At 58.6% G+C, this 20,628-nt stretch carries 24 protein-coding genes and 1 other RNA gene; 10 read left to right on the top strand and 15 right to left on the bottom strand.

Features of this window, described 5'->3' with window-relative positions; genetic code table 11:
• Positions 1–13 precede the first annotated feature (13 nt).
• On the top strand, positions 14–1,249 hold the full coding sequence (locus CWE16_RS05290) for a class I SAM-dependent methyltransferase (RefSeq protein WP_131593566.1): 1,236 nt from the start codon (positions 14–16) through the stop codon (positions 1,247–1,249).
• Here the strand turns inward: CWE16_RS05290 and aroB are convergent.
• The gene (gene aroB, locus CWE16_RS05295; protein ID WP_131594088.1) at positions 1,227–2,354 is read right to left on the bottom strand and encodes a 3-dehydroquinate synthase; all 1,128 of its coding nucleotides are present in this window, start codon (positions 2,352–2,354) and stop codon (positions 1,227–1,229) included. The two genes, CWE16_RS05290 and aroB, sit on opposite strands and share 23 nt — an antisense overlap.
• An 83-nt stretch (positions 2,355–2,437) precedes the next feature.
• Here aroB and CWE16_RS05300 point away from each other — a divergent pair, with 83 nt between their 5' ends.
• The 3 genes from CWE16_RS05300 (at position 2,438) to ssrS (ending at position 4,771) form a co-directional block, all read left to right on the top strand.
• Positions 2,438–3,337, top strand: coding sequence for a carbohydrate ABC transporter permease (locus CWE16_RS05300; protein WP_131593568.1), 900 nt, complete (start codon positions 2,438–2,440; stop codon positions 3,335–3,337).
• A gap of 65 nt (positions 3,338–3,402) precedes the next feature.
• Positions 3,403–4,587 carry a 5-(carboxyamino)imidazole ribonucleotide synthase gene (locus CWE16_RS05305; RefSeq protein ID WP_131594090.1) on the top strand — a complete coding sequence of 395 codons (1,185 nt, stop codon included), beginning with the start codon at positions 3,403–3,405 and terminating at the stop codon, positions 4,585–4,587.
• Position 4,588: 1 nt separating this feature from the next.
• Positions 4,589–4,771: non-coding RNA, 6S RNA (gene ssrS, locus CWE16_RS05310), on the top strand.
• A gap of 26 nt (positions 4,772–4,797) precedes the next feature.
• Here the strand turns inward: ssrS and CWE16_RS05315 are convergent.
• Complete coding sequence (locus CWE16_RS05315) at positions 4,798–5,076, bottom strand: DUF2103 domain-containing protein (protein ID WP_131593570.1); 279 nt, start codon at positions 5,074–5,076, stop codon at positions 4,798–4,800.
• A 74-nt stretch (positions 5,077–5,150) separates the two neighbouring features.
• On the opposite strand from CWE16_RS05315, the gene CWE16_RS05320 reads away from it, so the two are divergent.
• A complete protein-coding gene (locus tag CWE16_RS05320; RefSeq protein WP_131455335.1) occupies positions 5,151–5,378 on the top strand; it encodes a hypothetical protein in 228 nt (75 codons plus the stop codon).
• 88 nt (positions 5,379–5,466) lie between these two features.
• On the opposite strand, the gene CWE16_RS05325 is transcribed toward CWE16_RS05320, so the two are convergent.
• Together CWE16_RS05325 and clpS are read right to left on the bottom strand one after the other, a co-directional pair.
• Entirely contained in the window at positions 5,467–6,117 is a 651-nt protein-coding gene (locus tag CWE16_RS05325) for a TVP38/TMEM64 family protein (RefSeq protein ID WP_131593572.1), read from the bottom strand.
• A 10-nt stretch (positions 6,118–6,127) separates the two neighbouring features.
• A complete protein-coding gene (gene clpS, locus CWE16_RS05330) occupies positions 6,128–6,424 on the bottom strand; it encodes an ATP-dependent Clp protease adapter ClpS (RefSeq protein ID WP_131593574.1) in 297 nt (98 codons plus the stop codon).
• 71 nt (positions 6,425–6,495) lie between these two features.
• Between clpS and petN the strand changes: the two genes are divergently transcribed.
• Positions 6,496–6,597, top strand: a complete 102-nt coding sequence (gene petN / locus CWE16_RS05335; protein ID WP_131455333.1) for a cytochrome b6-f complex subunit PetN — start codon at positions 6,496–6,498, stop codon at positions 6,595–6,597.
• Positions 6,598–6,705: 108 nt separating this feature from the next.
• Complete coding sequence (locus tag CWE16_RS05340) at positions 6,706–8,082, top strand: hypothetical protein (protein WP_153188430.1); 1,377 nt, start codon at positions 6,706–6,708, stop codon at positions 8,080–8,082.
• Between the two features lie 34 nt (positions 8,083–8,116).
• Here the strand turns inward: CWE16_RS05340 and psb29 are convergent, their stop codons facing one another.
• Positions 8,117–8,806 carry a photosystem II biogenesis protein Psp29 gene (psb29, locus tag CWE16_RS05345; RefSeq protein WP_131593578.1) on the bottom strand — a complete coding sequence of 230 codons (690 nt, stop codon included), beginning with the start codon at positions 8,804–8,806 and terminating at the stop codon, positions 8,117–8,119.
• Positions 8,807–8,886: 80 nt separating this feature from the next.
• Between psb29 and clpP the strand changes: the two genes are divergently transcribed.
• On the top strand, positions 8,887–9,477 hold the full coding sequence (clpP, locus tag CWE16_RS05350; RefSeq protein WP_131455576.1) for an ATP-dependent Clp endopeptidase proteolytic subunit ClpP: 591 nt from the start codon (positions 8,887–8,889) through the stop codon (positions 9,475–9,477).
• A gap of 18 nt (positions 9,478–9,495) precedes the next feature.
• Here clpP and CWE16_RS05355 read toward each other — a convergent pair whose 3' ends face one another.
• Genes CWE16_RS05355 through pyk form a run of 4 tightly spaced genes read right to left on the bottom strand, consistent with a single transcriptional unit; the run spans position 9,496 to position 14,756 of the window.
• Entirely contained in the window at positions 9,496–9,726 is a 231-nt protein-coding gene (locus tag CWE16_RS05355; RefSeq protein ID WP_131593580.1) for a DUF7219 family protein, read from the bottom strand.
• 55 nt (positions 9,727–9,781) lie between these two features.
• Positions 9,782–11,698, bottom strand: a complete 1,917-nt coding sequence (gene ftsH, locus CWE16_RS05360) for an ATP-dependent zinc metalloprotease FtsH (protein WP_131593582.1) — start codon at positions 11,696–11,698, stop codon at positions 9,782–9,784.
• Between the two features lie 54 nt (positions 11,699–11,752).
• Positions 11,753–12,982, bottom strand: coding sequence for an ABC transporter permease (locus tag CWE16_RS05365; protein ID WP_131593584.1), 1,230 nt, complete (start codon positions 12,980–12,982; stop codon positions 11,753–11,755).
• Between the two features lie 7 nt (positions 12,983–12,989).
• Entirely contained in the window at positions 12,990–14,756 is a 1,767-nt protein-coding gene (gene pyk / locus CWE16_RS05370) for a pyruvate kinase (RefSeq protein WP_131593586.1), read from the bottom strand.
• Between the two features lie 94 nt (positions 14,757–14,850).
• On the opposite strand from pyk, the gene CWE16_RS05375 reads away from it, so the two are divergent.
• Positions 14,851–15,180: a nucleoside triphosphate pyrophosphohydrolase family protein gene (locus tag CWE16_RS05375; protein WP_131594092.1), complete on the top strand. Its 330-nt coding sequence runs from the start codon at positions 14,851–14,853 to the stop codon at positions 15,178–15,180.
• Here the strand turns inward: CWE16_RS05375 and CWE16_RS05380 are convergent.
• From CWE16_RS05380 to ilvA, 3 genes are read right to left on the bottom strand one after another with little or no spacing between them, the layout of a single operon-like run.
• Positions 15,177–15,473: a YggT family protein gene (locus tag CWE16_RS05380; protein ID WP_131455326.1), complete on the bottom strand. Its 297-nt coding sequence runs from the start codon at positions 15,471–15,473 to the stop codon at positions 15,177–15,179. The two genes, CWE16_RS05375 and CWE16_RS05380, sit on opposite strands and share 4 nt — an antisense overlap.
• A 25-nt stretch (positions 15,474–15,498) precedes the next feature.
• Positions 15,499–16,011: an SMC-Scp complex subunit ScpB gene (gene scpB, locus CWE16_RS05385; protein ID WP_131593588.1), complete on the bottom strand. Its 513-nt coding sequence runs from the start codon at positions 16,009–16,011 to the stop codon at positions 15,499–15,501.
• Positions 16,012–16,058: 47 nt separating this feature from the next.
• Complete coding sequence (gene ilvA, locus CWE16_RS05390; RefSeq protein WP_131593590.1) at positions 16,059–17,609, bottom strand: threonine ammonia-lyase, biosynthetic; 1,551 nt, start codon at positions 17,607–17,609, stop codon at positions 16,059–16,061.
• 70 nt (positions 17,610–17,679) lie between these two features.
• On the opposite strand from ilvA, the gene dxs reads away from it, so the two are divergent.
• On the top strand, positions 17,680–19,614 hold the full coding sequence (dxs, locus tag CWE16_RS05395; RefSeq protein WP_131593592.1) for a 1-deoxy-D-xylulose-5-phosphate synthase: 1,935 nt from the start codon (positions 17,680–17,682) through the stop codon (positions 19,612–19,614).
• 57 nt (positions 19,615–19,671) lie between these two features.
• Here dxs and psaK read toward each other — a convergent pair whose 3' ends face one another.
• The 3 genes from psaK to CWE16_RS05410 form a co-directional block, all read right to left on the bottom strand.
• Positions 19,672–19,929 (bottom strand): photosystem I reaction center subunit PsaK, encoded by a 258-nt coding sequence (psaK, locus tag CWE16_RS05400; RefSeq protein WP_131455322.1) that lies wholly within the window; start codon positions 19,927–19,929, stop codon positions 19,672–19,674.
• Positions 19,930–19,993: 64 nt separating this feature from the next.
• Positions 19,994–20,323, bottom strand: a complete 330-nt coding sequence (locus CWE16_RS05405; RefSeq protein ID WP_236629592.1) for a DUF3593 domain-containing protein — start codon at positions 20,321–20,323, stop codon at positions 19,994–19,996.
• The gene (locus CWE16_RS05410) at positions 20,316–20,612 is read right to left on the bottom strand and encodes a DUF2499 domain-containing protein (protein ID WP_131593594.1); all 297 of its coding nucleotides are present in this window, start codon (positions 20,610–20,612) and stop codon (positions 20,316–20,318) included. The genes CWE16_RS05405 and CWE16_RS05410 overlap by 8 nt, the downstream gene beginning before the upstream one ends.
• Positions 20,613–20,628: the final 16 nt, after the last annotated feature.

A 20,628-nucleotide genomic window follows, 5' to 3' on the forward strand; every position in this document is an offset into this window, starting at 1 on the left:
AGCATTCTCTCGAATGGATCGTTCCGGTGTGCCGTGCCCGCCCTGGTTGGCCCGGGCGATTGCACAGGAGGGCGGCTGCATCAGTTTTTGCCGCTTCATGGACCTCGCCCTGCACCACCGTGTGCATGGCGCCTATGGGAGCGGTGCCTTAAGGATTGGTCCTCATGGGGACTTTGCCACCTCCCCCTCTCTTGGATCCGACTTTGCAGAGTTACTGGGCATTCAGGTGCTGGATTGGCTTGAGCAACTGAGGGGCCATCACCCTTCCAATCGGCTCAGCCTTGTGGAGATGGGACCAGGGGAGGGCCACCTGGCCCACGACCTTCTTTCATTTCTTCTGGAGCATTGTCCTGAGTGTCGTGATCAGCTCGAGTTTGTGCTCGTGGAGAGCAATCCCGGCATGCAGCAACGACAGCGGGAACGCCTTGCTGCTGTGACTGATGCCATCCCTGTGCGTTGGAGCCGACTTGAGGATCTGATGGCATCACCGGTGGTCGGGGTCGTGATCGCCCACGAACTGCTCGATGCGTTCGCCGTTGAGCGCCTGGTTTTTGAGCAAGGAACGCTGAAGAAGCTTGGGGTGCATTTGCTCCCAGAGCGTTCATCACCTCAGACCATCAACCTTGAGCCTGAGATCGCCTGGGTTTCACTCCCGCTCGATCAGCAACTTGCCGATGACTTGGCGTGGGCGACATCACGTTGTGACCTGCAGATTCCTCCAGATGGAACCTCCGAGGGCTGGTGTAGTGAATGGCACCCAGGGGTAAGGCCTTGGTTGCATCAGGTGGCCACGGCACTGGAGTCAGGGGTCTTGTTGGTGGTGGATTACGCACTGGAAGCGACGCGTTATTACAGCCCTTCACGCCGGGATGGAACCTTGCTGGCCTACCGCCAGCAGCAGTGTCATCAGGAGTTGTTGCGTGATGCGGGGCAGAGTGATCTGACAGCGCACCTCTGCCTTGAGCCCCTGATCGCCATGGCGGAGGAGGAGGGATGGCTCAGTCACGGCGCTTGCCGACAGGGCGAGGCCTTGCTCTCTCTGGGGCTAGCGCAACGGCTCCAGGCTCTTCAGCACATGCCCTCATCGCAACTTGCCCAGGCTCTGCAGCGTCGAGAAGCCCTGCTCAGGCTGGTGGATCCTGCTGGGTTGGGGGAGTTTCGTTGGATCGCGTTTGAACGCTCTTCCCAGGGGGCCGACCGGGGAGCAACGTTCAACAGCCGCTTCCTCAGTGAGCCGCTTCCTCAGTGAGCGTAGACAGGCAATCCAGAATCTCACTCTGCTCAACGTCGTTGACGATGGTCACCGAGCCGAGGGCCTTAGGAAGCACAAAACGAACCTTTCCGTCCTGAACTTTTTTGTCGCCTGTGAGGGTGTCAAGGACGGCTGCCGGATTCAGGCTTGGCCATGCGGTGGGTAGACCCGCCTGCGCGATCAGACGTCGTTGTCGATCACAGTCTTCGCGGCTCCAGAGATTGCGTTGAACAGCCAGTTCACCAGCGGCAACCATGCCGATGGCCACGGCTTCACCATGAAGCCAGGTCCCGTAGCCCGTCAGGTTTTCGACCACATGACCAAACGTATGTCCGTAGTTGAGGATGGCGCGCAGACCCCCCTCCCGTTCGTCGGCAGCAACCACCCTGGCCTTGGCCTGGGCTGATCGCTCGAGTGTTGTCTGCAGCAGGGATGGATCCATGACCTCGACGCTGCTCAGCTCCCTTCCCTGCTCGAGTTGCGCAAAAAGATCCGCATCTCCGATCACGCCGTACTTGATCACTTCGGCCATGCCAGCGCGGAATTCCCGTTCTGGAAGGCTGGCCAGGGTGGAGGGATCGATCAGCACGAGCTTCGGCTGGTGAAAAGCTCCGATCAGATTTTTGCCACCCGGGTGATTGACTCCGGTTTTGCCTCCAATCGCCGCGTCCACCATCGCCAGCAAGGTAGTCGGAACCTGAACGACCGCTAGACCCCGCAGCCAGGTGGCGGCAGCGAATCCAGTCATGTCACCCACAACCCCACCGCCGAGGGCTACGAACAGCGAGCCTCGCTCGAGCCGGAGTCGAAAGGCTTCGTCATAGATCTGCTGAATGGTGGCCAGGTTCTTGCGCTCCTCTCCGGCTTCGATGACCAAAAGCGATGGGTCAAAGCCCGCTGATCTCAGAGCGTCGATGCACTGCTCCCCATAGGGACCAGCCACATCGCGGTTGCTCACGATGAGGATCTTTCGGCCGGTCTTCAGCCCAGAGCGAAGCAGTTCATCGCCAAGCCTGTTGAGGCCGTGGCGCTCGATCAAAATCTCATAGGGGTTGCGTTCCAACGCGACCGGAATGCGAGCCGAACTGTCCACCGCGATCAAAAGGTTCTGCGCTTGTTCACTGCCCACTCTGCCGTTCAGCTGGAGGAATCCGCCTACGCTCCGCACAAGCTTCAGCAGGCTTGATGGTGATCGGACCCGATCGCGCCCGTGCTCGCGACTCTGTTGCAGCCTGGGGTTTTTTACTTCCAGCCCTTGGGTTGCTGGCACTTTCGGTGTTGGTGCCAGCCCTGATGGCTCTCGTGATGAGCTTCACGCAGACGGGCCTGGATGTGAGTGAACCGCTGCGCTTCGTCGGATTCGCGAATCTGAGAAGGCTCAGTGTCGATCCCATGTTTTATCGGGTTCTGGGCACCACGCTGCTGTATCTCGTCGGTATTGTGCCGCCGGTGGTGATCGGATCGCTTGGCTTGGCGGTGCTAGTGAATCGCAGTCTCCCAGGCATGCACTGGCTGCGAGCTGCCTTCTACACCCCGGTCCTGGTGTCGATTGTTGTGGCCGCCATTGCCTTTCGATGGCTCTATGCCGAGAACGGTCTGATCAACGGCTGGTTGTCTGCACTGGCCGGTGTTGGTTTCGAACCGATCGGGTTCCTGACGAACCCCTTGCTGGCGCTCCCTTCCGTGATGCTGGTCACCCTCTGGAAGGGCCTTGGTTATTACATGGTCATCTTTCTGGCAGGACTTCAAGGCATTCCAGCGGAGCTCTACGAGGCGGCAGCCCTCGATGGAAGTGAGGGCTGGCGACGCCATGTCGACATCACCCTGCCGCTTCTGAGGCCCTACGTGACTCTGGTCTCTGTGATTTCTGCGATCGCAGCAACGAAGGTGTTTGAGGAGGTGTTTCTCATGACCCAGGGCGGGCCGGCGGAATCCACCAAGACTCTGGTGTACTACGTCTATGACCAAGCCTTCGCGGAACTGGAAATCAGCTACGCCTGCACCGTTGGCCTCGCTCTCTTCCTGCTTGTCATGCTTCTTACAGCCATCCGCTGGCTGGCTGCCGGTGATCGCGGCTTGATCTGATCATCGTTTCTGCGGCAGGTCGACAGCTGGGATGGCATCCTTCTGAGGAGCCCGCAATGCCACCGATGAACAGCAGCAACGGCGGTGGATCCGGGGCCTCCATCGGGGTGATCGGTGGTGGTCAACTGGCTCAGATGCTGGTGGAGGCTGCTGCAAAGCGGTCAGTGACGGTTGCTGTACAAACAGCATCGGTTCAGGATCCCGCTGCTGCTGGTGCCAGTCGGCTGGTGCAAGCGGATGCTCTAGATCCGGACGCCACCCGTGGATTGGTGGAGGGATGCGTTGCGGTCACCTTTGAAAACGAGTGGATTGCCTTGGATGCACTCCAACCGCTCGAACGCCAGGGTGTGAGTTTCCGTCCTTCCCTCGCCAGCCTTGCTCCCCTTGTCGACAAAATTGAGCAAAGGGAATTGCTGGATACGTTGTCGATTCCAGGACCCGCTTGGGTTCCGCTTCGCTCGATTGATCCAGGTGCCCCATCTCTGCCGAAGGGATGGACGTTTCCAGTGATGGCTAAGGCTGCCCGTGGTGGATACGACGGCAAGGGAACCAGGGTTCTTGACTCCATCGATGCATTGGCGCACTTACTGCGGTCTGTGGATCCTGCCGGTTGGTTGTTGGAGAGCTGGATCAACTACGAGCAGGAGCTCGCCCTCATCGTGAGCCGTGATCGTTTCGGTCGTGTGCGCAGTCTTCCTTTGGTGGAAACCCACCAATCCCATCAAGTCTGTGACTGGGTTCTGGCACCCGCTCCCGTTGAGCAGCTCGTGGAAGCCACCGCTTACAACATGGCGGCCTCCCTGCTCACCAAGCTCAGTTATGTGGGCGTGATGGCCCTGGAATTCTTTTATGGCCCGGCCGGTCTGTTGGTCAACGAGATTGCGCCCCGTACCCATAATTCTGGTCACTTCTCGATTGAGGCCTGCAGCAGCAGTCAATTTGACCAGCAGCTCTGCATCACGGCCGATCTTCCTGTCCCTGATCCTGAGCTGATTTGTCCAGGGGCACTCATGGTCAACCTGCTGGGTCTTCAAGCGGAGCAGGTGGCTCCTCTTGAGGACCGTTTGCAGCGGTTGCAACAGCTCTCAGGTGCTCATCTTCACTGGTATGGCAAAAACGATGAGAGTCCAGGGCGCAAGCTCGGTCACGTGACCGTTCTCCTCGAGTCTGACGGTGTCGACCAGCGCTCCCGTGAGGCCGCTGATTGGCTCAAGGTCATCCGCTCGATCTGGCCGCTGCCCTTAAATTGATATCGGACTGCGATGTTGGTGACGGCCTTTTCTAGTGCTCTGATCTGACTCTCTATCGACTTGGGGTGACTGTCGTGAAGGAGACGTAGACCGGCCCTGGAGCCGGAAACGAATCCCCACTTTGTGACCCCTTCTGGTTCTTCCAGGTCGATCACTGGGGCTCGCACGGCATGGCGGTCCACCCCTTTGCTGCTCGGTCGATCGCCAGGGTCAGGTCGGCCTGCTGTTGGCGATGCGTCGGCTCAGCTCGTCACGACTCAGCCCGGTGACGATGAACACCTCCTGGGCACTGCTTCCCCGGCGCGCGACCAGTTTGTGGCCACCGCGCATGGCGGTGGAGAGCCTGAGCTGCAGGTCTGGAGAGCGTCCTCGCACACGACTGATCACGGCTGGCGTGATGGTCTGGATCTCAGGGTCTGAGGCCAGCGCCTGAAGCCAGGGAATCAAGCCCTCCACGTAGGTGCTGTGGGTGATAACCAGACGTCCCAACGGGGCTGCGGCTCAGCGACTGGTCGAAATTAGCGAGATTGGCTACGACAAAGGAAGACAACCGTTTCTGCCTGATGCTCAAGTCAGTGGATGCTCTTCGTGATCAGGTGACCGGACCGCTGGGCAAGCGTTTCGGTGCGGAAGTGCGTGTGCTGACGACCGAGCTTCACGGGCTTGAGGTTCGAGGGCTTGCCTTCTCACCGGGACGGGTCATGCGTTACGTCCTTGACGCTGAAACGTCACGGCTGCGTACCACGGTCTTGTTGAGGTTGACGCGCTCCACACGACAACCCGCGGCCTGATAGGGCTGTTGATTCTTCAAGGCTGTTGATTCTTCAAGGCTGACCGATGAGCCTGCCACTGTCGCCTCTCGCTCGGTCCATCCCGTGCCTAAGGATTGCCACAAGTCGCCGACCGCTTTTTGATCAGTCCTGTGAGCACGGCAAGAGCAAACATGGCTAACAGGGCGAGAAACAGCATCACACCAGCCCCTTGGGTCACGCCTGCACCGACGGCAACCAGGATTGAGTCACTCACCAACACACTGATGACAAGAGCTGGAGCGAAGATCAGCCAATGGGTGCGGCTGATTCCTATGGCGTAACTGAGGAAATCAAAAAGGCCCGTCATCAGTAAGCCTGTCATTAGGAAGAAATTCCCCTCTAACTGGTTCTTGCTAAAGCCATCAATTCTTTGCATTGCCTTGTGGCCAACAAGTCGGCTCACTGGTCCCCTTCCCCAGTGGCGGGCCATAAAGAATGCTGCACTGCAGAAAACGAGGTCTGACAATACAATGGTTAGATAGCCAGCTTTAAAGCCAAGTAGTGAACCGGCTAGGAGCGAATAAATGGAACTTGGTAAAGCTGGAAGAATGATGCTAATACCACGTAAAAGAAAGAGACCCAATGGAGCCCAGAAGCCCATCTCTTTAACAGCTTCCTGTAGCGGCTCAAGCCCATGGCGCTGGAGAAGAATGACCGTCAAGATAAACATCAAGACGATGATGAAAATCTTGAAACCCTTTCTAAATGCTGGCGACATCACAAACACCTCAGAGTCTTTCGATTGGTGCCATCGTCAATCCTTCTGCGGTTAGCTGTTGGTGATAGAGCTCAGCCTGCTCCAAGGGGCCACTCCACACCTCGGCAGATCCACTGCTGTCGATGCGGTGAGCCAGCGTCCAGGCCCGATCACTTCCCATCCCAGGAATGATTCGGCAAAGGCAGTCCACAACGTGCTGAAAGGTGTTCACGTCATCGTCGAGCACAATCACCCTGGCGTTTGGGTAGGGCGCTTCCCTGCTCAATCGCTCCAGGATGCTGGTCGTTCCAGGCGATGTGACGTTCATGAGACAACTTGCACGTCGTGGACAGGATCGGTCAGCAGGCTAGTTAAACTCAGTGCACTCGCCTGATCCCGATGCTGTTCACCTTCGCCTGGGCTTCCCTGGCCGCGATGTTCAGTTTCTCCATTGCCATGGTTGTCTGGGGCCGCAACGGCGACGGCTCCATCAACTTCTGAGGTGTCTGAAGTTGTGAGCAATCCAGGGCTAGGCCAGGCTTTAGCCCTAACGGCTGCTCTCCTGCTGGTCTTCGTCACAGGGTCAGTCATCTACCTCTCCACAATCGAATGGCGCGACCGAGGAAGGCGGCGAACCGCGTCTGGCAAAAGCTGAGGGACCTCCTCGTTCGTCATCCCATCACCGGTGGAGCATTGATGCTGATCGGCTTCGCCGGAGCTGCCGGAATCCTGCTCTCCGGCACCAGTGCTGATCAGCCCCTGTCCCAGCGGCGTGGCATGGCCCGATTGTTGGGATCCATGCAGTTGGTCCAGGCATTTCGTGGGAATCCCTCAAGGCCAGTGCCCTCCATCTGGGCCCAGAGATTTGGTTTACGTCGCTCTGAATCGCTCTGGAAAAAGCAGGGTTCGGGGCTTTGGTGGCAGGTCTGGGCAGCAGATGGTCAGCCCTATCTCGTGATTCCAGCTCGCTTATTGCCAGCGAATGAGCGTGAGGGGCTGACACTCACCAGCTTGGATGGACTTTTGCTCGCGGGTGCTGACCCGCTGCATCGGCAACAGATTCAGCAACGGCTCCAGGCGTCGCCAGCCCGGGCGGTACCCGGAGGTTTGGCTTCGATGTGCCTGGATCGGTTGGCCACGGATCCTGGTGTTGCCTGGTCTCCTGATGGTCTGGCATCGCTGAGTGGACCATTGGCCCCTTTGCTTCAGGTGGCTCGCTATGGCTGTCTCAATCTTGAGTTGAACGGATCCACGCTGTCCTGGCAGGGAATCGTTGGCCGAAGGCCATTGGAAGCGGCACCCGCAGGCGTGGCCCAGCCATTGCCGGCAACGGAGGGCCAAGATCCAATCGCCTCGAATGAGCTGCTGACCATCCGTGGTCGCGCCTTGGGTGATCTGCTGGGTGCTCTCCTCTCACGCAGGATCATCCAGGAACCACTGGAAGCAGACTTCAAGCTCAAGTCTGATCTGCGCAGGATTCTCGCGACACAACCCTTTGAGCTCCAATTGCGCTCGCTTGGAGGGGGCCCATTTCAAGCGGCGCTCTTGATCCAGACCCGCCTTGCGGGAGGTCAAGCCCGCTGGGGCGAGAGCTTGGCAGCCATCCGAACACGCCTGCTGGATCGAGGGCTCAACGCATCAACCCTCCCGGGGCCCGGGATGCTGTTCCGTGATCCGTTACGAGACGGGGCTGTCGTTGGTGGCTGGCGTTGGTTGAACAAGCAAGGGCAATTCAGTCTTGGTGTGGCCACCCAACCAGCGCTTGCGCCGGCATCCCTCGTCATGGCCGACGACAAGGCCGTCGAACTGGTTGTCCAAGCACGACCATCACTGCTGAGAAGCAAGCAGCTGCTGGCTGGCCGTTGGCCCCCCGCTCTCACCCTGGCCAGCAGCTTGGTGACGAGGCTGCGGCCATTCAGCCGTGATCTTGCTGACGCTGATTGGTTTGCGTGCCAAGGCGAACTACAGCTTGGGGAGCAGCCTTGAAATCCTTGGCACTGTCCTGGAGGAAGGGTCTGTCTCAGTCCTTGGGCTCCTTGTTGGCTGTATCCCGCTCTTGACGCTCGCGTTTACGTCGCTCGGCCAGCAGTGTTTCTTCCATCAGCTCTACAGCCTGGGCCATCCTTTCGAGATTGCTGGTGTAGAGGCTGAGGTCCTTGTCCACCCTCTCTTGCGACAGCCCAATCGCACCACTGACTTCGTGAGCCAGCTTTCGAAGCAGTTCGGGGTCAGCTGATGATTCACCCTGTGCTGCACTCAGAAGGCTGAACACACCCACGGCCATGAGTCGCGAATAGTGAAAGCTGCTTCCTGATGCACGACGCAGCCCCTCAGCGAGCGGTGCTGGTGCCCCTTCTCCCTTTGTTTCTAACCATGCGCGGACATCCTCCAGAGAGTGACCTGCGACAGCCGCTTGACTTTCGGATGCGAGCCGTTGGATCGCTTCGGCATCAAAACCGGTGCTTGAGCAAAGGGCCTTGAACAGGTCAGCGAGTTGACCGTCTGGGCGGTATCCCCTGGTGAACGCCTCGAACACCTGGCGCAGGCCGACTGCGAAGAAGGCATCGACCTGAAAATGCTTTTGATGGCTGAGCAGATGCAGCTCCACCAGCAGCTCATCGGCAGTGCGCCGATAGAGGGGAGGGATCACATGGGGGAATGCAGCGTGGAACGCCCGCTTGCTGTCAGCGATCGTCAGATGCTCGGCCAATGCTCGGCACAAATGATGTGGCACGACCATAGCGTTGCTGAAGCCGCCGTTAGGATCGGTGCACTTGAAGGATGAGCAGCATGATCCCGATCGTGATTGAAGAGTCGGGCCGGGGTGAAAGGGCTTTTGATATTTACTCTCGATTACTGCGTGAGCGAATCATCTTTCTCGGTGAGGCAGTGACCAGTGAGTCGGCCAATCGAATCGTGGCTCAGCTGCTGTTTCTGGAAGCTGAGGACCCAGAAAAGGACATCTATCTCTATATCAATTCCCCTGGTGGTTCCGTCTATGACGGGCTTGGCATCTTTGACACGATGCAGCACATCAAACCCGACGTGCACACCGTCTGCGTTGGTCTGGCCGCCAGCATGGGTGCGTTTCTTCTCTGCGCAGGCACGAAGGGCAAACGCAGCAGTCTGCAGCATTCCCGCATCATGATTCACCAGCCTCTCGGCGGTGCTCGTGGTCAGGCCAGTGACATCAGAATCCAGGCGGATGAGATTCTCTTTCTCAAAGACAAACTCAACCGGGAACTCTCCGAACGCAGCGGACAACCCCTGGACAAGATTCAAGTTGACACCGACAGGGATTTCTTTATGTCGCCCCAAGAAGCCGTTACCTACGGTCTCATTGATTCAGTGATTGATCGCAGACCGGTTCATCCTGTCTGAAGAATCAAAAGGGGCTGATTATTTGATCAGCCCTTTTTTGCTCTCTTTTAGTTCGCCCCAAAGAGCCTTGATCTCATCAAAAGCAGTTTCTTGGTCGATCTTGCCGTTGGCCTGAAGGCCAACGATTAAGCCAACCCGTTCGGCAAATTGCTCAAGATTCTGATGGAAGACAAGGCGCTCAGGTGACCAATTGTCACCTCGAAAGCTTGAGTGGCTCTCCAAAGGAGAGCGTATTCCCTCGTCGTTCATCCAATCAACAGATTATCTCCTTCAAGCTAGTGGCGAAAGAGGACTCGGGCGAGCCTCAGGGGTTAAGGACTGGTGAAAAGCGCTCCTTCTCAGGGATGGTGGTTGTCTCTGATACCAAAGTGCGGAACTCATCGCCGTCCATGGTCTCGAGTTCGATCAGACGTTCGACCAATTGATCCATCAGGGATCGATGGGAGCTCACCAAGCTGACCGTCTCCTCGTAGAGACGTTTCACCATGGCACGCACTTGCTCGTCGATCTGTTTGGAGATCGCATCAGAGACATCACTGCGGGTCATGAGATCGCGGCCGAGGAACACCTCCTGGCTGCCGCCCTCAAGCGACATGGGACCGAGATCACTCATGCCAAAGCGGGTCACCATCTGCCGGGCCATGGAAGCCACCTGTTGAATGTCACCACCGGCACCGGTCGTGACTTCTTCATGGCCGAAGACCACATCCTCGGCGGCACGGCCACCCAAAGCGCCCATGATCCTTGCCTTCAGTTGCGCCCTCGACACCAGCATCTGTTCCTCGTCAGGAGAGAACCAGGTCAGGCCTTGAGCTTGTCCCCGGGGGATCAAGGTCACCTTCTGAACAGGGTCGTGGTCTTTGATCAGCGTTCCCACGAGAGCATGCCCCACTTCGTGGTAGGCAATCAGACGCTTGCTTCGTCCATCGGTGAGGGGCTGACCCTCCATCCCAGCGATGATCCGATCGACGGCATCATCGATTTCGGCCAGGCCGATGGCGTCCTTGCGTCTGCGGGCTGTGAGGATCGCCGCTTCGTTAAGGAGATTGGCCAGGTCAGCACCCGTGAAACCAGGCGTACGCCGGGCAATGCTGTCGAGCGAGAGATCGCTATCGAGTTTCTTGTTGCGAGAGTGAACCTCAAGGATTGAAAGGCGTCCCTTGATGTCTGGTGCATCCACAGTGACCTGACGGTCAAAGCGGCCGGGGCGCATCAAGGCGGAATCGAGGACGTCAGGACGGTTTGTGGCGGCGATAATGATGATGCCGCTGTTGCCCTCGAAGCCGTCCATCTCGGTCAGCAACTGGTTGAGGGTCTGCTCTCGCTCATCGTTTCCACCACCGATACCAGCTCCACGCTGACGACCCACCGCATCGATTTCATCGATAAAGATCAAACAGGGGCTGTTTTCCTTGGCACGTTTGAAGAGATCACGCACTCGGCTGGCGCCGACACCCACAAACATTTCGACGAATTCGGATCCGGACAGGGAGAAGAACGGAACTCCTGCTTCACCAGCGATGGCCTTCGCCAAAAGGGTCTTGCCGGTACCGGGTGGGCCGACGAGCAAGACGCCTTTAGGGATTTGTGCTCCAACGGAGGTGAAGCGTTCTGGTTGTTTCAGGAAAGTGACCACTTCCTGAAGGTCTTGCTTGGCCTCGGCAACGCCGGCCACATCGTCGAATTTCACACCCGTCTCAGCCTCCATAGCGAAACGGGCCTTCGTTTTGCCGAACTGCATCGCCTGACCTGGGCCGCCGGGCATGCCGTTGGATCGGCGAGCCAAGAAGATGAGAGAGCCGATCAGAAGCAATGGGAACAGGAGATTGCCAAGAATCCCAAGGGCTGGTGGCGCTGAGCGGGGGGGGTGAATGTCGAAGCTGATGCCTTCTTGCTTCAGGGTGTTGATGAGCTCTGGAGCCAAGCCGGGGAGGTCCACTCGCAGGCGTTGTACGCGATTGTCCAGATCCGGGTCCACGGCTTCAACCACCGCATTGCGACCACCGTCGTAGATGTCGACCGCTGTCACTCGCCCCGATTCCACATAATCGAGAAAACGGCCATAGCTCATGCGAGCGACAGCCGTATTGCGAGGAGCTTCAGTCGGACCACCGGGACGCAGCGCCTGGAGACCGCCAGTTCCGATTACCTGCCACGCCAGCACAAGGGCGACAACGACGGGGAGAACCCAGAGAGCAATCTGGCGCCAACGCTGATTCATGAAAAGAATCTCAGTCAGGAGACTTTAAGAGTCCTGGTTGCTTGAGTGCTGGATTCAAAGGCTGCGTAAGGCCACGATTGGGTCTAAACGTGCTGCACGTCGGGCTGGAACCACTCCAAAGAACAGTCCGATTGATCCGGAGAGTGACACCGTCAGCAGCACCGTGCCTGCGCCAATGCTCGCCGGAAGTGGGGTGATCGCTGCAACTGCAGCAACGCTCCCGAGGCCGACTGCCGTACCGATGAGACCGCCAAGGCTGGCCAGAACGAGGGACTCCACCAGAAACTGCACCAACACATCGGAACTTCGGGCTCCAAGGGCCTTCCGAAGCCCGATTTCCTCAGTGCGCTCACTGACGGAGACCAACATGATGTTCATGATGCCGATGCCACCCACCAGCAGGGACACCCCCCCAATGGCACCCAACATCAGCGTGAGGCCCCCGGTGATGGTGCTCACGATTGTGAGCGCGTCTTTCTGAGAACGCACCGCGAAATCGTCCTCCCGCAGGATGCGATGCCTCTGACGCAGCAGGTTGGTGATCTGGAATTTCGCAGGGCCGGTGCTCGCTTCATCCCGAGCCTCCACGCTGATGAAGCTGAGGCTGACGCCGTAGGTGGGATCCCTTCCAGTCAGGCGACTCACCATCGTCGTCAGGGGGATGTAAGCGTTTTCGTCTTGATTGCTGCCAAACACAGCGCCTTTGGGGGCCATCACCCCGATGACTTCAAAGCTCTGGTTGCGAATCCGGAGGCTGCGACCGATTGCCTGCCCGGTCGGGAACAGTTTGTCCTTGAGATCAGGACCGATCACAGCGACACTGCGCGCCCCCTTCTCGTCTTGCTCACTGAGAAACCTTCCGCGAGCCACTTCAAAGCTGCGCACTGCAAGAAACTCGGGGGTCACCCCGGAGATGGAGCTGGTGGCACTACGGGGCCCACTTTGGATCACCTCACTGCTGGTGATCTGGGGGGCCACCCGCAAGACGCTGGGCACCTGGCTGGCAATGGCTTCGGCATCCTCAAGCACGAGGGTGCGTGGGAAGGCAACTCCCTGACGGCGGGTGTCGTTGTTGCCAGGAACGACGAACAGCACGTTCGCACCAAGGTTGCTCAGTTGGTCTTCAGCCAGGTTCTGGGCTCCGCGGCCCACGCCCACCAAGCTGATCACAGACGCATTGCCAATGATGATGCCGAGCATCGTCAGAAGGCTGCGCAGGCGATTGGCCCTCAGCGTCTTGAGGGCCATGCCCACCGTTTCACCGATGGGCAGCTTGGGGGCCATCTGTGCCTCAGATTGCGGTGTTGACGCTAGTGCCGCGGTGCACCAATCCGTCGCGGATCTGAAGTGTCACCACTTCGCCCTCGAGTAAGTGGCGTGTCGCGTTGGCAACGCCGGCGATCAGGGGAGTGCCGAGACGTTGGGCGATCACAGCCGCATGGGCCGATTCAACCGGTTCCTCGGTGATCACTGCAGCAGCCTCTCGGATGGCATCCAGATCGTCGGCACTGGTGTCACGCACCACAAGGATCTCGCCTTTTTCGATTTTGCAGGCGTCACCAGGACATTGGACGAGCCTGACCCGGCCACTGACCGTCCCTTGCCCCACCCCTGTGCCGCGACCGAGCACGGCACTCACGATGCCGACCTTGACGAGATCGGTGGATCCAGCAACGCCTGCGAGGGTTCCAGCGGTCTGAACCACCAGGTCTCCCTCCTTCAGGAGTCCAAGGTCCTGTGCTGCGCCCATCGCGGTGGTGAAGGTTCCAGAGGTGCTGTTTTGCTGCGCGATCAGCAGTGGAGTGACCCCCCAGACCAGTTGCAGCTTCCGAGCCACCGTCACTTCACTGGTGATGGCAAGAATTGGCGCTGCAGGCCTGAATTTGCTGACGTTGTGAGCTGTCGCGCCACTCTTTGTGAGGGGCAGGATTGCCGCTGCATTGAGCTGGCTGGCGATGGTGCTCACTGCGCTGCTAATCGCATTCGGAATGGTGCTGGGCAGATGGCTTTCGATCCGGCGCTGGGGATAGTCCCTCTCGATCCGCCTCGCGATCGTTGCCATCGTTTCAACAGCTTCAACCGGATAGTCACCGACGGCGGTTTCATTGGAGAGCATGACCGCATCGGTGCCATCAAGGATGGCGTTGGCCACATCGCTCACCTCCGCGCGAGTGGGCCTTGGACTGGCTGCCATGGAGTCCAGCATCTGGGTGGCCGTGATGATGGGGATTCCAAGGCTGTTGGCCTTCTGGATCAGCTCTTTCTGGAGAAGAGGGACCTCTTCAGCGGGCATCTCAACCCCGAGGTCTCCCCTGGCAACCATGACCCCATCACAGAGGGGCAGGATTGAATCGATCTGATCGATCGCTTCAAACTTTTCGATCTTCGCGACAACAGGGGTGCTGTGACCTTGCTGGCGGATCAGTTCGCGAATCTCCAGCATGTCGGAGGGATTACGCACGAAGCTGAGGGCCACCCAGTCGACCCCCTGCTGGAGTCCGAATGCCAAGTCGGTGCGGTCTTTGTCGGTCAGAGCCCGAACTGACAACTGAACATCTGGAAAGTTCACCCCTTTGTTATTGGAGAGAACTCCCCCAACGGTCACCTGACAGTGCAGGGTTTGATTGTCGAGGTCCACGCGCTCGACCTTCATCTCGACACGCCCGTCGTCGAGAAGAATGCGACTGCCGCTGGTGACTTCCTCGGCAAGCTTGTCGTAGGTGACGGTCGCGATCGACTGGTCACAGCTCACAGAGCGCGAGGTCAGGGCGAAGCTGTCTCCCTTGGCGAGGGTGATCGGACCGTCGGCAAAGCGACCCAATCGAATTTTGGGCCCCTGCAGATCCTGAAGGATGCCGATGTGCAGTCCCAATTCACTGGCCACCTGACGGATGGTGGCAATCCGCACAGCATGCTCGCTGTGGTCTCCGTGGGAGAAATTCAGGCGGAAGGTGGTTGCGCCAGCCTGAATCAGCTCACGGATCCGCTCAGGCGACTCGGTGGCGGGCCCGATGGTGGCCACGATCTTGGTACGGCGATTCAGATCGATCTGGGCCATCAAAGGGGGCCGGAAACATCGCGGAATCTACCCTCCAGACTTGACCTCCCCCCTACAAAAGGGATTCAGAGGACTCTTTTCCGGCGCTTTGACCATGGATCTGAATGGCTATCAGCAGGCTGCGAGAACAACCGCCCGCTATCCGGATGTCGGTCAAAACCCGATCTATCCGACCTTGGGACTTGCAGGAGAAGCCGGAGAAGTCGCTGACAAGGTCAAGAAGGTGCTGAGAGATGCCGATGGCTGCTTTGACGAGCAAATTCGAGAGGATCTCAAGCTTGAGCTCGGAGATGTGCTCTGGTATGTCGCACAGCTGGCCTCGGAGCTGGACCTCAGCCTTGAATCAGTGGCTGCCGCGAACCTTGAGAAGCTCTCCAGCCGAGCCCAGCGCGGAATGCTCGGAGGCAGTGGCGATCGACGTTAAAAACTGACGGCACCTGCAAACGCGAAGCTTGCCGAAGTGAGCAGCTGTTCCATGAGGCTCAGGGCGATGAAGGCGATGATCGCGGAGAGATCCAGTCCTCCGAGGGGTGGGATCAAGCCGCGGAAGGCATTCAGATAAGGATCGGTGATGGAGCTGACCGTGCTCAGCACGGGATTGCCCCAGTCCAAATTTGGGAACCAGCTCAGCAACACCCTCACGATCAACACCAACGAATAGATCTGCAGTGTTTGGGCAAGAATCTGCAGGAGGCTGGAAATGATGTCGTAAGCCATCGAGGGAAGCCGGTCTGCACAGACTCTATGCAGCCTCGTCGGTCTCGGCGGCGATTGGGCCTGTGGTGGGCAGCACGGAGAACGTGCGGTGGAATTTTTCGGTCAGGCTTAACCAATACGAACGTCCTTCGCTGTGACGTTGTCGCTCAACAAAGTTCTGCTGAAGCAGTTCCTTGATGTGGTCGTAGGCGCCTGAGCCTCGCAGCTCGACGAGTTCCGACTGGAGGATGCGCTTTTTGAGCGCAATGGTGGCCAGCGTTCTCAGAGTCGCGGTGGAGAGGTCAACAGGCAACATGTCGCGCACGAGTTCTCCGAGTCCCGTCCTGAGTTGCAGGCCGTATCGGCCGCCATGGCTCGTGATTTCAAGCGCTGTGTCCCGCTGGGCGTAGGCAGCGATCAGTGTGAGCATCGCCTCCTGCACCTGACGTTCTGTTGCTTCTGCATGCTTGGCCAGCTCCGCGAGGCCCACGGGCCGCCCCTTCAGGTAGAGGATGGCCTCAAGCTTGGCGGGGAGAGAGATCTCAAGCAGATCGGCCATCCGGGCACCCCTTTGGACCACAGCCCAAGGTACCCCCTCAAATCTGATCAGCCAGGGTCTTGCCGGGGCCCGAGGAACAGGCGGTAAGCAGGGTTTCCGGTTTCTTCCCAGCTTGGATACCCAAGATCCCGAAGGAAGTGGTTCCAATCGTCTCGATCGTTCTCTGGAACCAGCACGCCGACAACGATCCGGCCAACGTCAGCCCCGTGGTTTCTGTAGTGAAAGATGCTGATCGTCCACTCGGGATGCAAGGCGCTGACAAAGCGCATCAGAGCGCCTGGGCGCTCTGGAAACTCAAAGCGGTAGAGCAACTCGCTGCAATTCCGACCTGATTCCTGAAGAGCTTTGACGGGCAATCGTCCGCCAACCATGTGACGCAGATGGACCTTCGCCAGTTCATCGTCACTGAGGTCTTGACATCCGTACCCGTGACGCAGCAGGTGGTTGATCAGATCGTCGCGATCAGCCTGGTCTCGGACCTGAACGCCCATGAAGATCTGAGCCTGCGAGCCATCTCCCATCCGGTAGCTGAACTCCGTGAGGCTTCGTGATGCGAGCAATTCGCAGAGATTGCGGAGACTTCCGGCTTGCTCGGGAATTTGAACGGCCAGCATGGCCTCCCTCTCTTCACCGAGTTCGGCGCGTTCGGCAACGAAGCGCAATCGGTCGAAATTCATGTTCGCCCCACAAGCCACCGCGACAAGACGCCGATCCTTGAGACCCCGTCGAGCGACATCGGATTTCATTCCTGCGATGGCCAGGGCTCCTGCCGGCTCAAGGATGGATCGCGTGTCCTCAAAGACGTCCTTGATCGCCGCACAAATTTCATCCGTGCTGACGGTCACCATGGCGTCGACGCATTGCTGCGCGATTGCAAACGTGTGCTCTCCGACTTCCCTCACAGCGACACCATCGGCAAACAGCCCCACTTGAGGAAGACGGATCCGTTCTCCAGACTCCAGGGACAGCGTCATAGCAGCCGCGTCATGGGGTTCGACTCCAATGATCTCCACCCCTGGCCAAAGACTCTTGACATAGGCAGCGATCCCCGCGATAAGGCCACCACCTCCAACGGCGACGTAGATCACATCGGGGGGCGAGGTCAGCTGCCGGAGGATTTCCATCCCAATCGTGCCCTGACCAGCAATCACGTCAGGGTCATCAAATGGATGGATGAAGCAGAGCCCTTCGGCCTCACTGCGTCTTAGGGCTTCGGCATAGGCCTCGTCATAGGTCTCGCCGTGCAGCACGACCTCCGCACCGCGCCGTCGCACGGCTTGCACCTTCACATCTGGAGTGGTCACCGGCATCACGATGACGGCCCTGCAGCCCAGGGTTTGGGCGCTTAGGGCCACTCCCTGGGCATGGTTGCCAGCGCTTGAGGCAATGACACCACGCTCCAGCTCGTCCTGATCAAGTTGGACCATGCGGTTGTAAGCACCCCGCAACTTGAACGAAAAGACTGGTTGGAGGTCCTCTCGCTTCAGCCAGATGCTGTTCCCCAGTCTCTGGCTCAGATTGGCTGCTGGTTCCAGAGGGGTTTCTCGGGCCACGTCATAGACACGGGCTCGCAGGATGCGGGGGAGATAGTGATCCATTCCTCCAGTCTCGCAACCGCCGCATCCGCAAGAGGAACCGTAGATTGCATCAATCGGCCGCGGGACGGGCATGCAACTGAGCCAATTGACCCATCCGAATCAGCTGCATGGCCTGTCCACGGCTGAGCTTGAGGATGTGGCAAGGCAGATTCGAGAGCGGCATCTTGAGGTTGTATCCAATAGCGGTGGTCACCTGGGCCCGGGTCTTGGGGTTGTTGAGCTCACCCTGGCCCTGTACCAAACCCTCGACCTTGATCACGATCGGGTGGTCTGGGATGTAGGCCATCAGGCCTATCCCCACAAATTGATCACGGGTCGCTACGTCGACTTCCATACCCTTCGTCAGCAGGGTGGAGTGGCCGGTTACCTGAAACGTTGCGAAAGCAACTTCGACCACTTTGGTGCTGGACACGCCAGCACCTCGATCTCTGCTGCCCTCGGCATGGCAATCGCGAGGGATCGTCGCGGAGAAAGCTTCAAATGCGTCGCGGTGATTGGCGATGGAGCGCTGACAGGGGGCATGGCCCTTGAAGCGATCAACCATGCCGGACATCTTCCGCAGACCCCCTTCTTGGTGGTGCTGAATGACAACGACATGTCGATTTCACCACCGGTTGGGGCTCTCTCCAGTTACCTCAACCGCATGCGCCTGAGCCCGCCCATGCAATTCCTCTCTGGTTCCGTTGAGGAGAGCATGAAACATCTCCCCTTCATGGGCGGAGAATTGCCGGCCGAGCTGAATCGCCTGAAAGGCAGTATGCGGCGACTGGCCGTACCAAAGGTTGGGGCTGTTTTTGAGGAGCTCGGCTTCACTTACATGGGGCCCATTGATGGCCATGACATGGCCGAGATGACGCGCACGTTCCAGGCGGCACACCGTGTTGGTGGTCCTGTCCTGGTCCATGTGATCACGACAAAGGGCAAGGGCTATCCCTATGCGGAGGCCGATCAGGTCGGCTATCACGCACAGTCCGCTTTTGATCTGTCCACTGGGAAGGCACGTCCCAGCAAAACACCCAAGCCCCCCAGCTACAGCAAGGTTTTCGGTCAGACCCTCGTCAAACTCTGTGAGCAGAACGGTCGGGTCGTTGGAATCACGGCTGCGATGGCCACCGGTACAGGTTTGGATCTCCTTCAGAAGGCGATTCCTGAGCAGTACATCGACGTCGGCATCGCTGAACAGCATGCCGTCACCCTCGCAGCCGGCATGGCTTGCGAAGGACTCAGGCCTGTGGTGGCGATCTACAGCACGTTCCTTCAAAGGGCCTACGACCAGCTCATTCACGATGTGGGCATTCAGAAGCTCCCCGTCACTTTTGTGCTGGATCGCGCTGGCATCGTCGGTGCTGATGGGCCAACCCATCAGGGTCAATACGACATCAGTTACTTCCGGGCCATTCCCAACTTCACAGTGATGGCCCCCTGTGATGAGGCGGAGCTTCAACGCATGCTCGTCACCTGTCTGCAACATGACGGACCAACCGCCTTACGGATCCCACGGGGCCCGGGTGAAGGCGTCCCCTTGATGGAAGAGGGCTGGGAGCCCCTCGCCATCGGTTGCGGTGAGGTACTTCGTCAAGGTGATGACCTCTTGATCGTGGCCTACGGCTCAATGGTGAGCAGGGCAATAGCGACGGCAGATCTTCTAGCAACGAGAGGAACTGAGGCCACTGTCATCAATGCACGCTTCCTTCGCCCTCTGGATGAGCAACTCATCCATCCACTGGCGCAGCGGATTGGCCGTGTCGTCACCATGGAGGAAGGGGCACTGGCAGGCGGTTTTGGGGCTGCCGTACTGGAATCGCTCAACGACAGTGGAATTTTGATCCCTCTCTACAGACTTGGGATTCCGGATTGCCTTGTTGATCACGCCACACCACAACAGAGTTTTGAAGCTCTTGGGCTCACTCCACAGCAGATGGCCGATCGCATTACCGAGCATTTCCCAAATCTCGTTTCTGCGTCATCCCTTGACCGGACACCGACGGCGCTTGTGCAGGGGTAAAAAAAAGACCGGTCTTGGCAGACCGGTCTTCAGAGTTTCAGAGATGGTGACAGCTGTTCAGAGCACGCCACGGGCAGCAAGCCCCTGAATGGCGCCGATGCCAATGATGTGCCCAAGGCTTGTGGTTGCCAGAAGAGCAGCGTGACCCATGCCGCCGAAGAACGCTGGGTTGGGGAGTTTGGCCCCCTCACTCGGGTATTTGATGGTGGCCTTGCCGATGCCAATGGCGATGACATTGCACACCACCATCACGAGGGCCACCTTCGGCGTCCAGGAAACCGTGGCGGGAGCAATGGCCAGAAGCGAAGTGATCATGCAGATCGTGATGCGACGCTTCATCCTCCGCTTTTCGAGGGGATCCGTCTCGACCTCGTAAGAGTTATTCACCGCTGGGAGTTCTCTTGAGATCAGCATGGCGTTGGAGGAGGCCGGCCAGGATCAGTCCATTGCTCAAGGTCAGAAAGGCCTCGGCGCCACCGTGCAGCCAGTCAATCTGCACCAGTTCTGAATCGAACCGAATCAAAGCCCAGAGTGCGGCAAGGATGGTGACCAGTACAAAAAGAATGGTGAGCTGAAAGCCGAGCCTGCTGAGTTTCGGAATCAGGGGCGTTCGTCCCGCGAACCACAGGAAGAGCAGATAAGGAATCAGGGACGCAGCAAAGAGAGGAGCCGGATCCAGAGTCGTCAGGCGCAACAGGGAATCAGGCACGGCTCGTTCTTTGCAGATTCCAGGCCGCTAACGCCATGCAGCAATTGCCTACCAGGGTGAAGAGGGCCTGAAGCAGCACCAGTGGACGAAAGAGCTCGCTGTTGTCGGTGAGATGCCAGCTACAGGCCGCCATCGCACTCACTAACGCAGGAGTCATGGCGAGCGCAAGGCCATTCAGGCGCGGTGCCGTCTCAAGACGAGCAAGGCGATGGAGCAAGACAATCGCAAGGATCCACTCCAGAACCGAGGTCCAGTGGATCCACCAGGTTCCGAGGGAGAGAGCGTGCATAAGGAGCGCGACACAA

Source organism: Synechococcus sp. BS55D (genome assembly GCF_004332415.1).
Classification (GTDB): domain Bacteria; phylum Cyanobacteriota; class Cyanobacteriia; order PCC-6307; family Cyanobiaceae; genus Synechococcus_C.

Bases quoted from the DNA above. Each gene is read 5' to 3' on its own strand.
- CWE16_RS05290 (WP_131593566.1), top strand. From the start codon at position 14: ATGGATCGTTCCGGTGTGCCGTGCCCGCCCTGGTTGGCCCGGGCGATT.
- CWE16_RS05300 (WP_131593568.1), top strand. From the start codon at position 2,438: ATGGTGATCGGACCCGATCGCGCCCGTGCTCGCGACTCTGTTGCAGCC.
- CWE16_RS05305 (WP_131594090.1), top strand. From the start codon at position 3,403: ATGAACAGCAGCAACGGCGGTGGATCCGGGGCCTCCATCGGGGTGATC.
- CWE16_RS05320 (WP_131455335.1), top strand. From the start codon at position 5,151: ATGCTCAAGTCAGTGGATGCTCTTCGTGATCAGGTGACCGGACCGCTG.
- CWE16_RS05325 (WP_131593572.1), bottom strand. From the start codon at position 6,117: ATGTCGCCAGCATTTAGAAAGGGTTTCAAGATTTTCATCATCGTCTTG.
- clpS (WP_131593574.1), bottom strand. From the start codon at position 6,424: ATGAACGTCACATCGCCTGGAACGACCAGCATCCTGGAGCGATTGAGC.
- petN (WP_131455333.1), top strand. From the start codon at position 6,496: ATGCTGTTCACCTTCGCCTGGGCTTCCCTGGCCGCGATGTTCAGTTTC.
- CWE16_RS05340 (WP_153188430.1), top strand. From the start codon at position 6,706: ATGGCGCGACCGAGGAAGGCGGCGAACCGCGTCTGGCAAAAGCTGAGG.
- clpP (WP_131455576.1), top strand. From the start codon at position 8,887: ATGATCCCGATCGTGATTGAAGAGTCGGGCCGGGGTGAAAGGGCTTTT.
- CWE16_RS05355 (WP_131593580.1), bottom strand. From the start codon at position 9,726: ATGAACGACGAGGGAATACGCTCTCCTTTGGAGAGCCACTCAAGCTTT.
- ftsH (WP_131593582.1), bottom strand. From the start codon at position 11,698: ATGAATCAGCGTTGGCGCCAGATTGCTCTCTGGGTTCTCCCCGTCGTT.
- CWE16_RS05365 (WP_131593584.1), bottom strand. From the start codon at position 12,982: ATGGCCCCCAAGCTGCCCATCGGTGAAACGGTGGGCATGGCCCTCAAG.
- pyk (WP_131593586.1), bottom strand. From the start codon at position 14,756: ATGGCCCAGATCGATCTGAATCGCCGTACCAAGATCGTGGCCACCATC.
- CWE16_RS05375 (WP_131594092.1), top strand. From the start codon at position 14,851: ATGGATCTGAATGGCTATCAGCAGGCTGCGAGAACAACCGCCCGCTAT.
- CWE16_RS05380 (WP_131455326.1), bottom strand. From the start codon at position 15,473: ATGGCTTACGACATCATTTCCAGCCTCCTGCAGATTCTTGCCCAAACA.
- scpB (WP_131593588.1), bottom strand. From the start codon at position 16,011: ATGGCCGATCTGCTTGAGATCTCTCTCCCCGCCAAGCTTGAGGCCATC.
- ilvA (WP_131593590.1), bottom strand. From the start codon at position 17,609: ATGGATCACTATCTCCCCCGCATCCTGCGAGCCCGTGTCTATGACGTG.
- dxs (WP_131593592.1), top strand. From the start codon at position 17,680: ATGCAACTGAGCCAATTGACCCATCCGAATCAGCTGCATGGCCTGTCC.
- psaK (WP_131455322.1), bottom strand. From the start codon at position 19,929: ATGATCACTTCGCTTCTGGCCATTGCTCCCGCCACGGTTTCCTGGACG.
- CWE16_RS05410 (WP_131593594.1), bottom strand. From the start codon at position 20,612: ATGCACGCTCTCTCCCTCGGAACCTGGTGGATCCACTGGACCTCGGTT.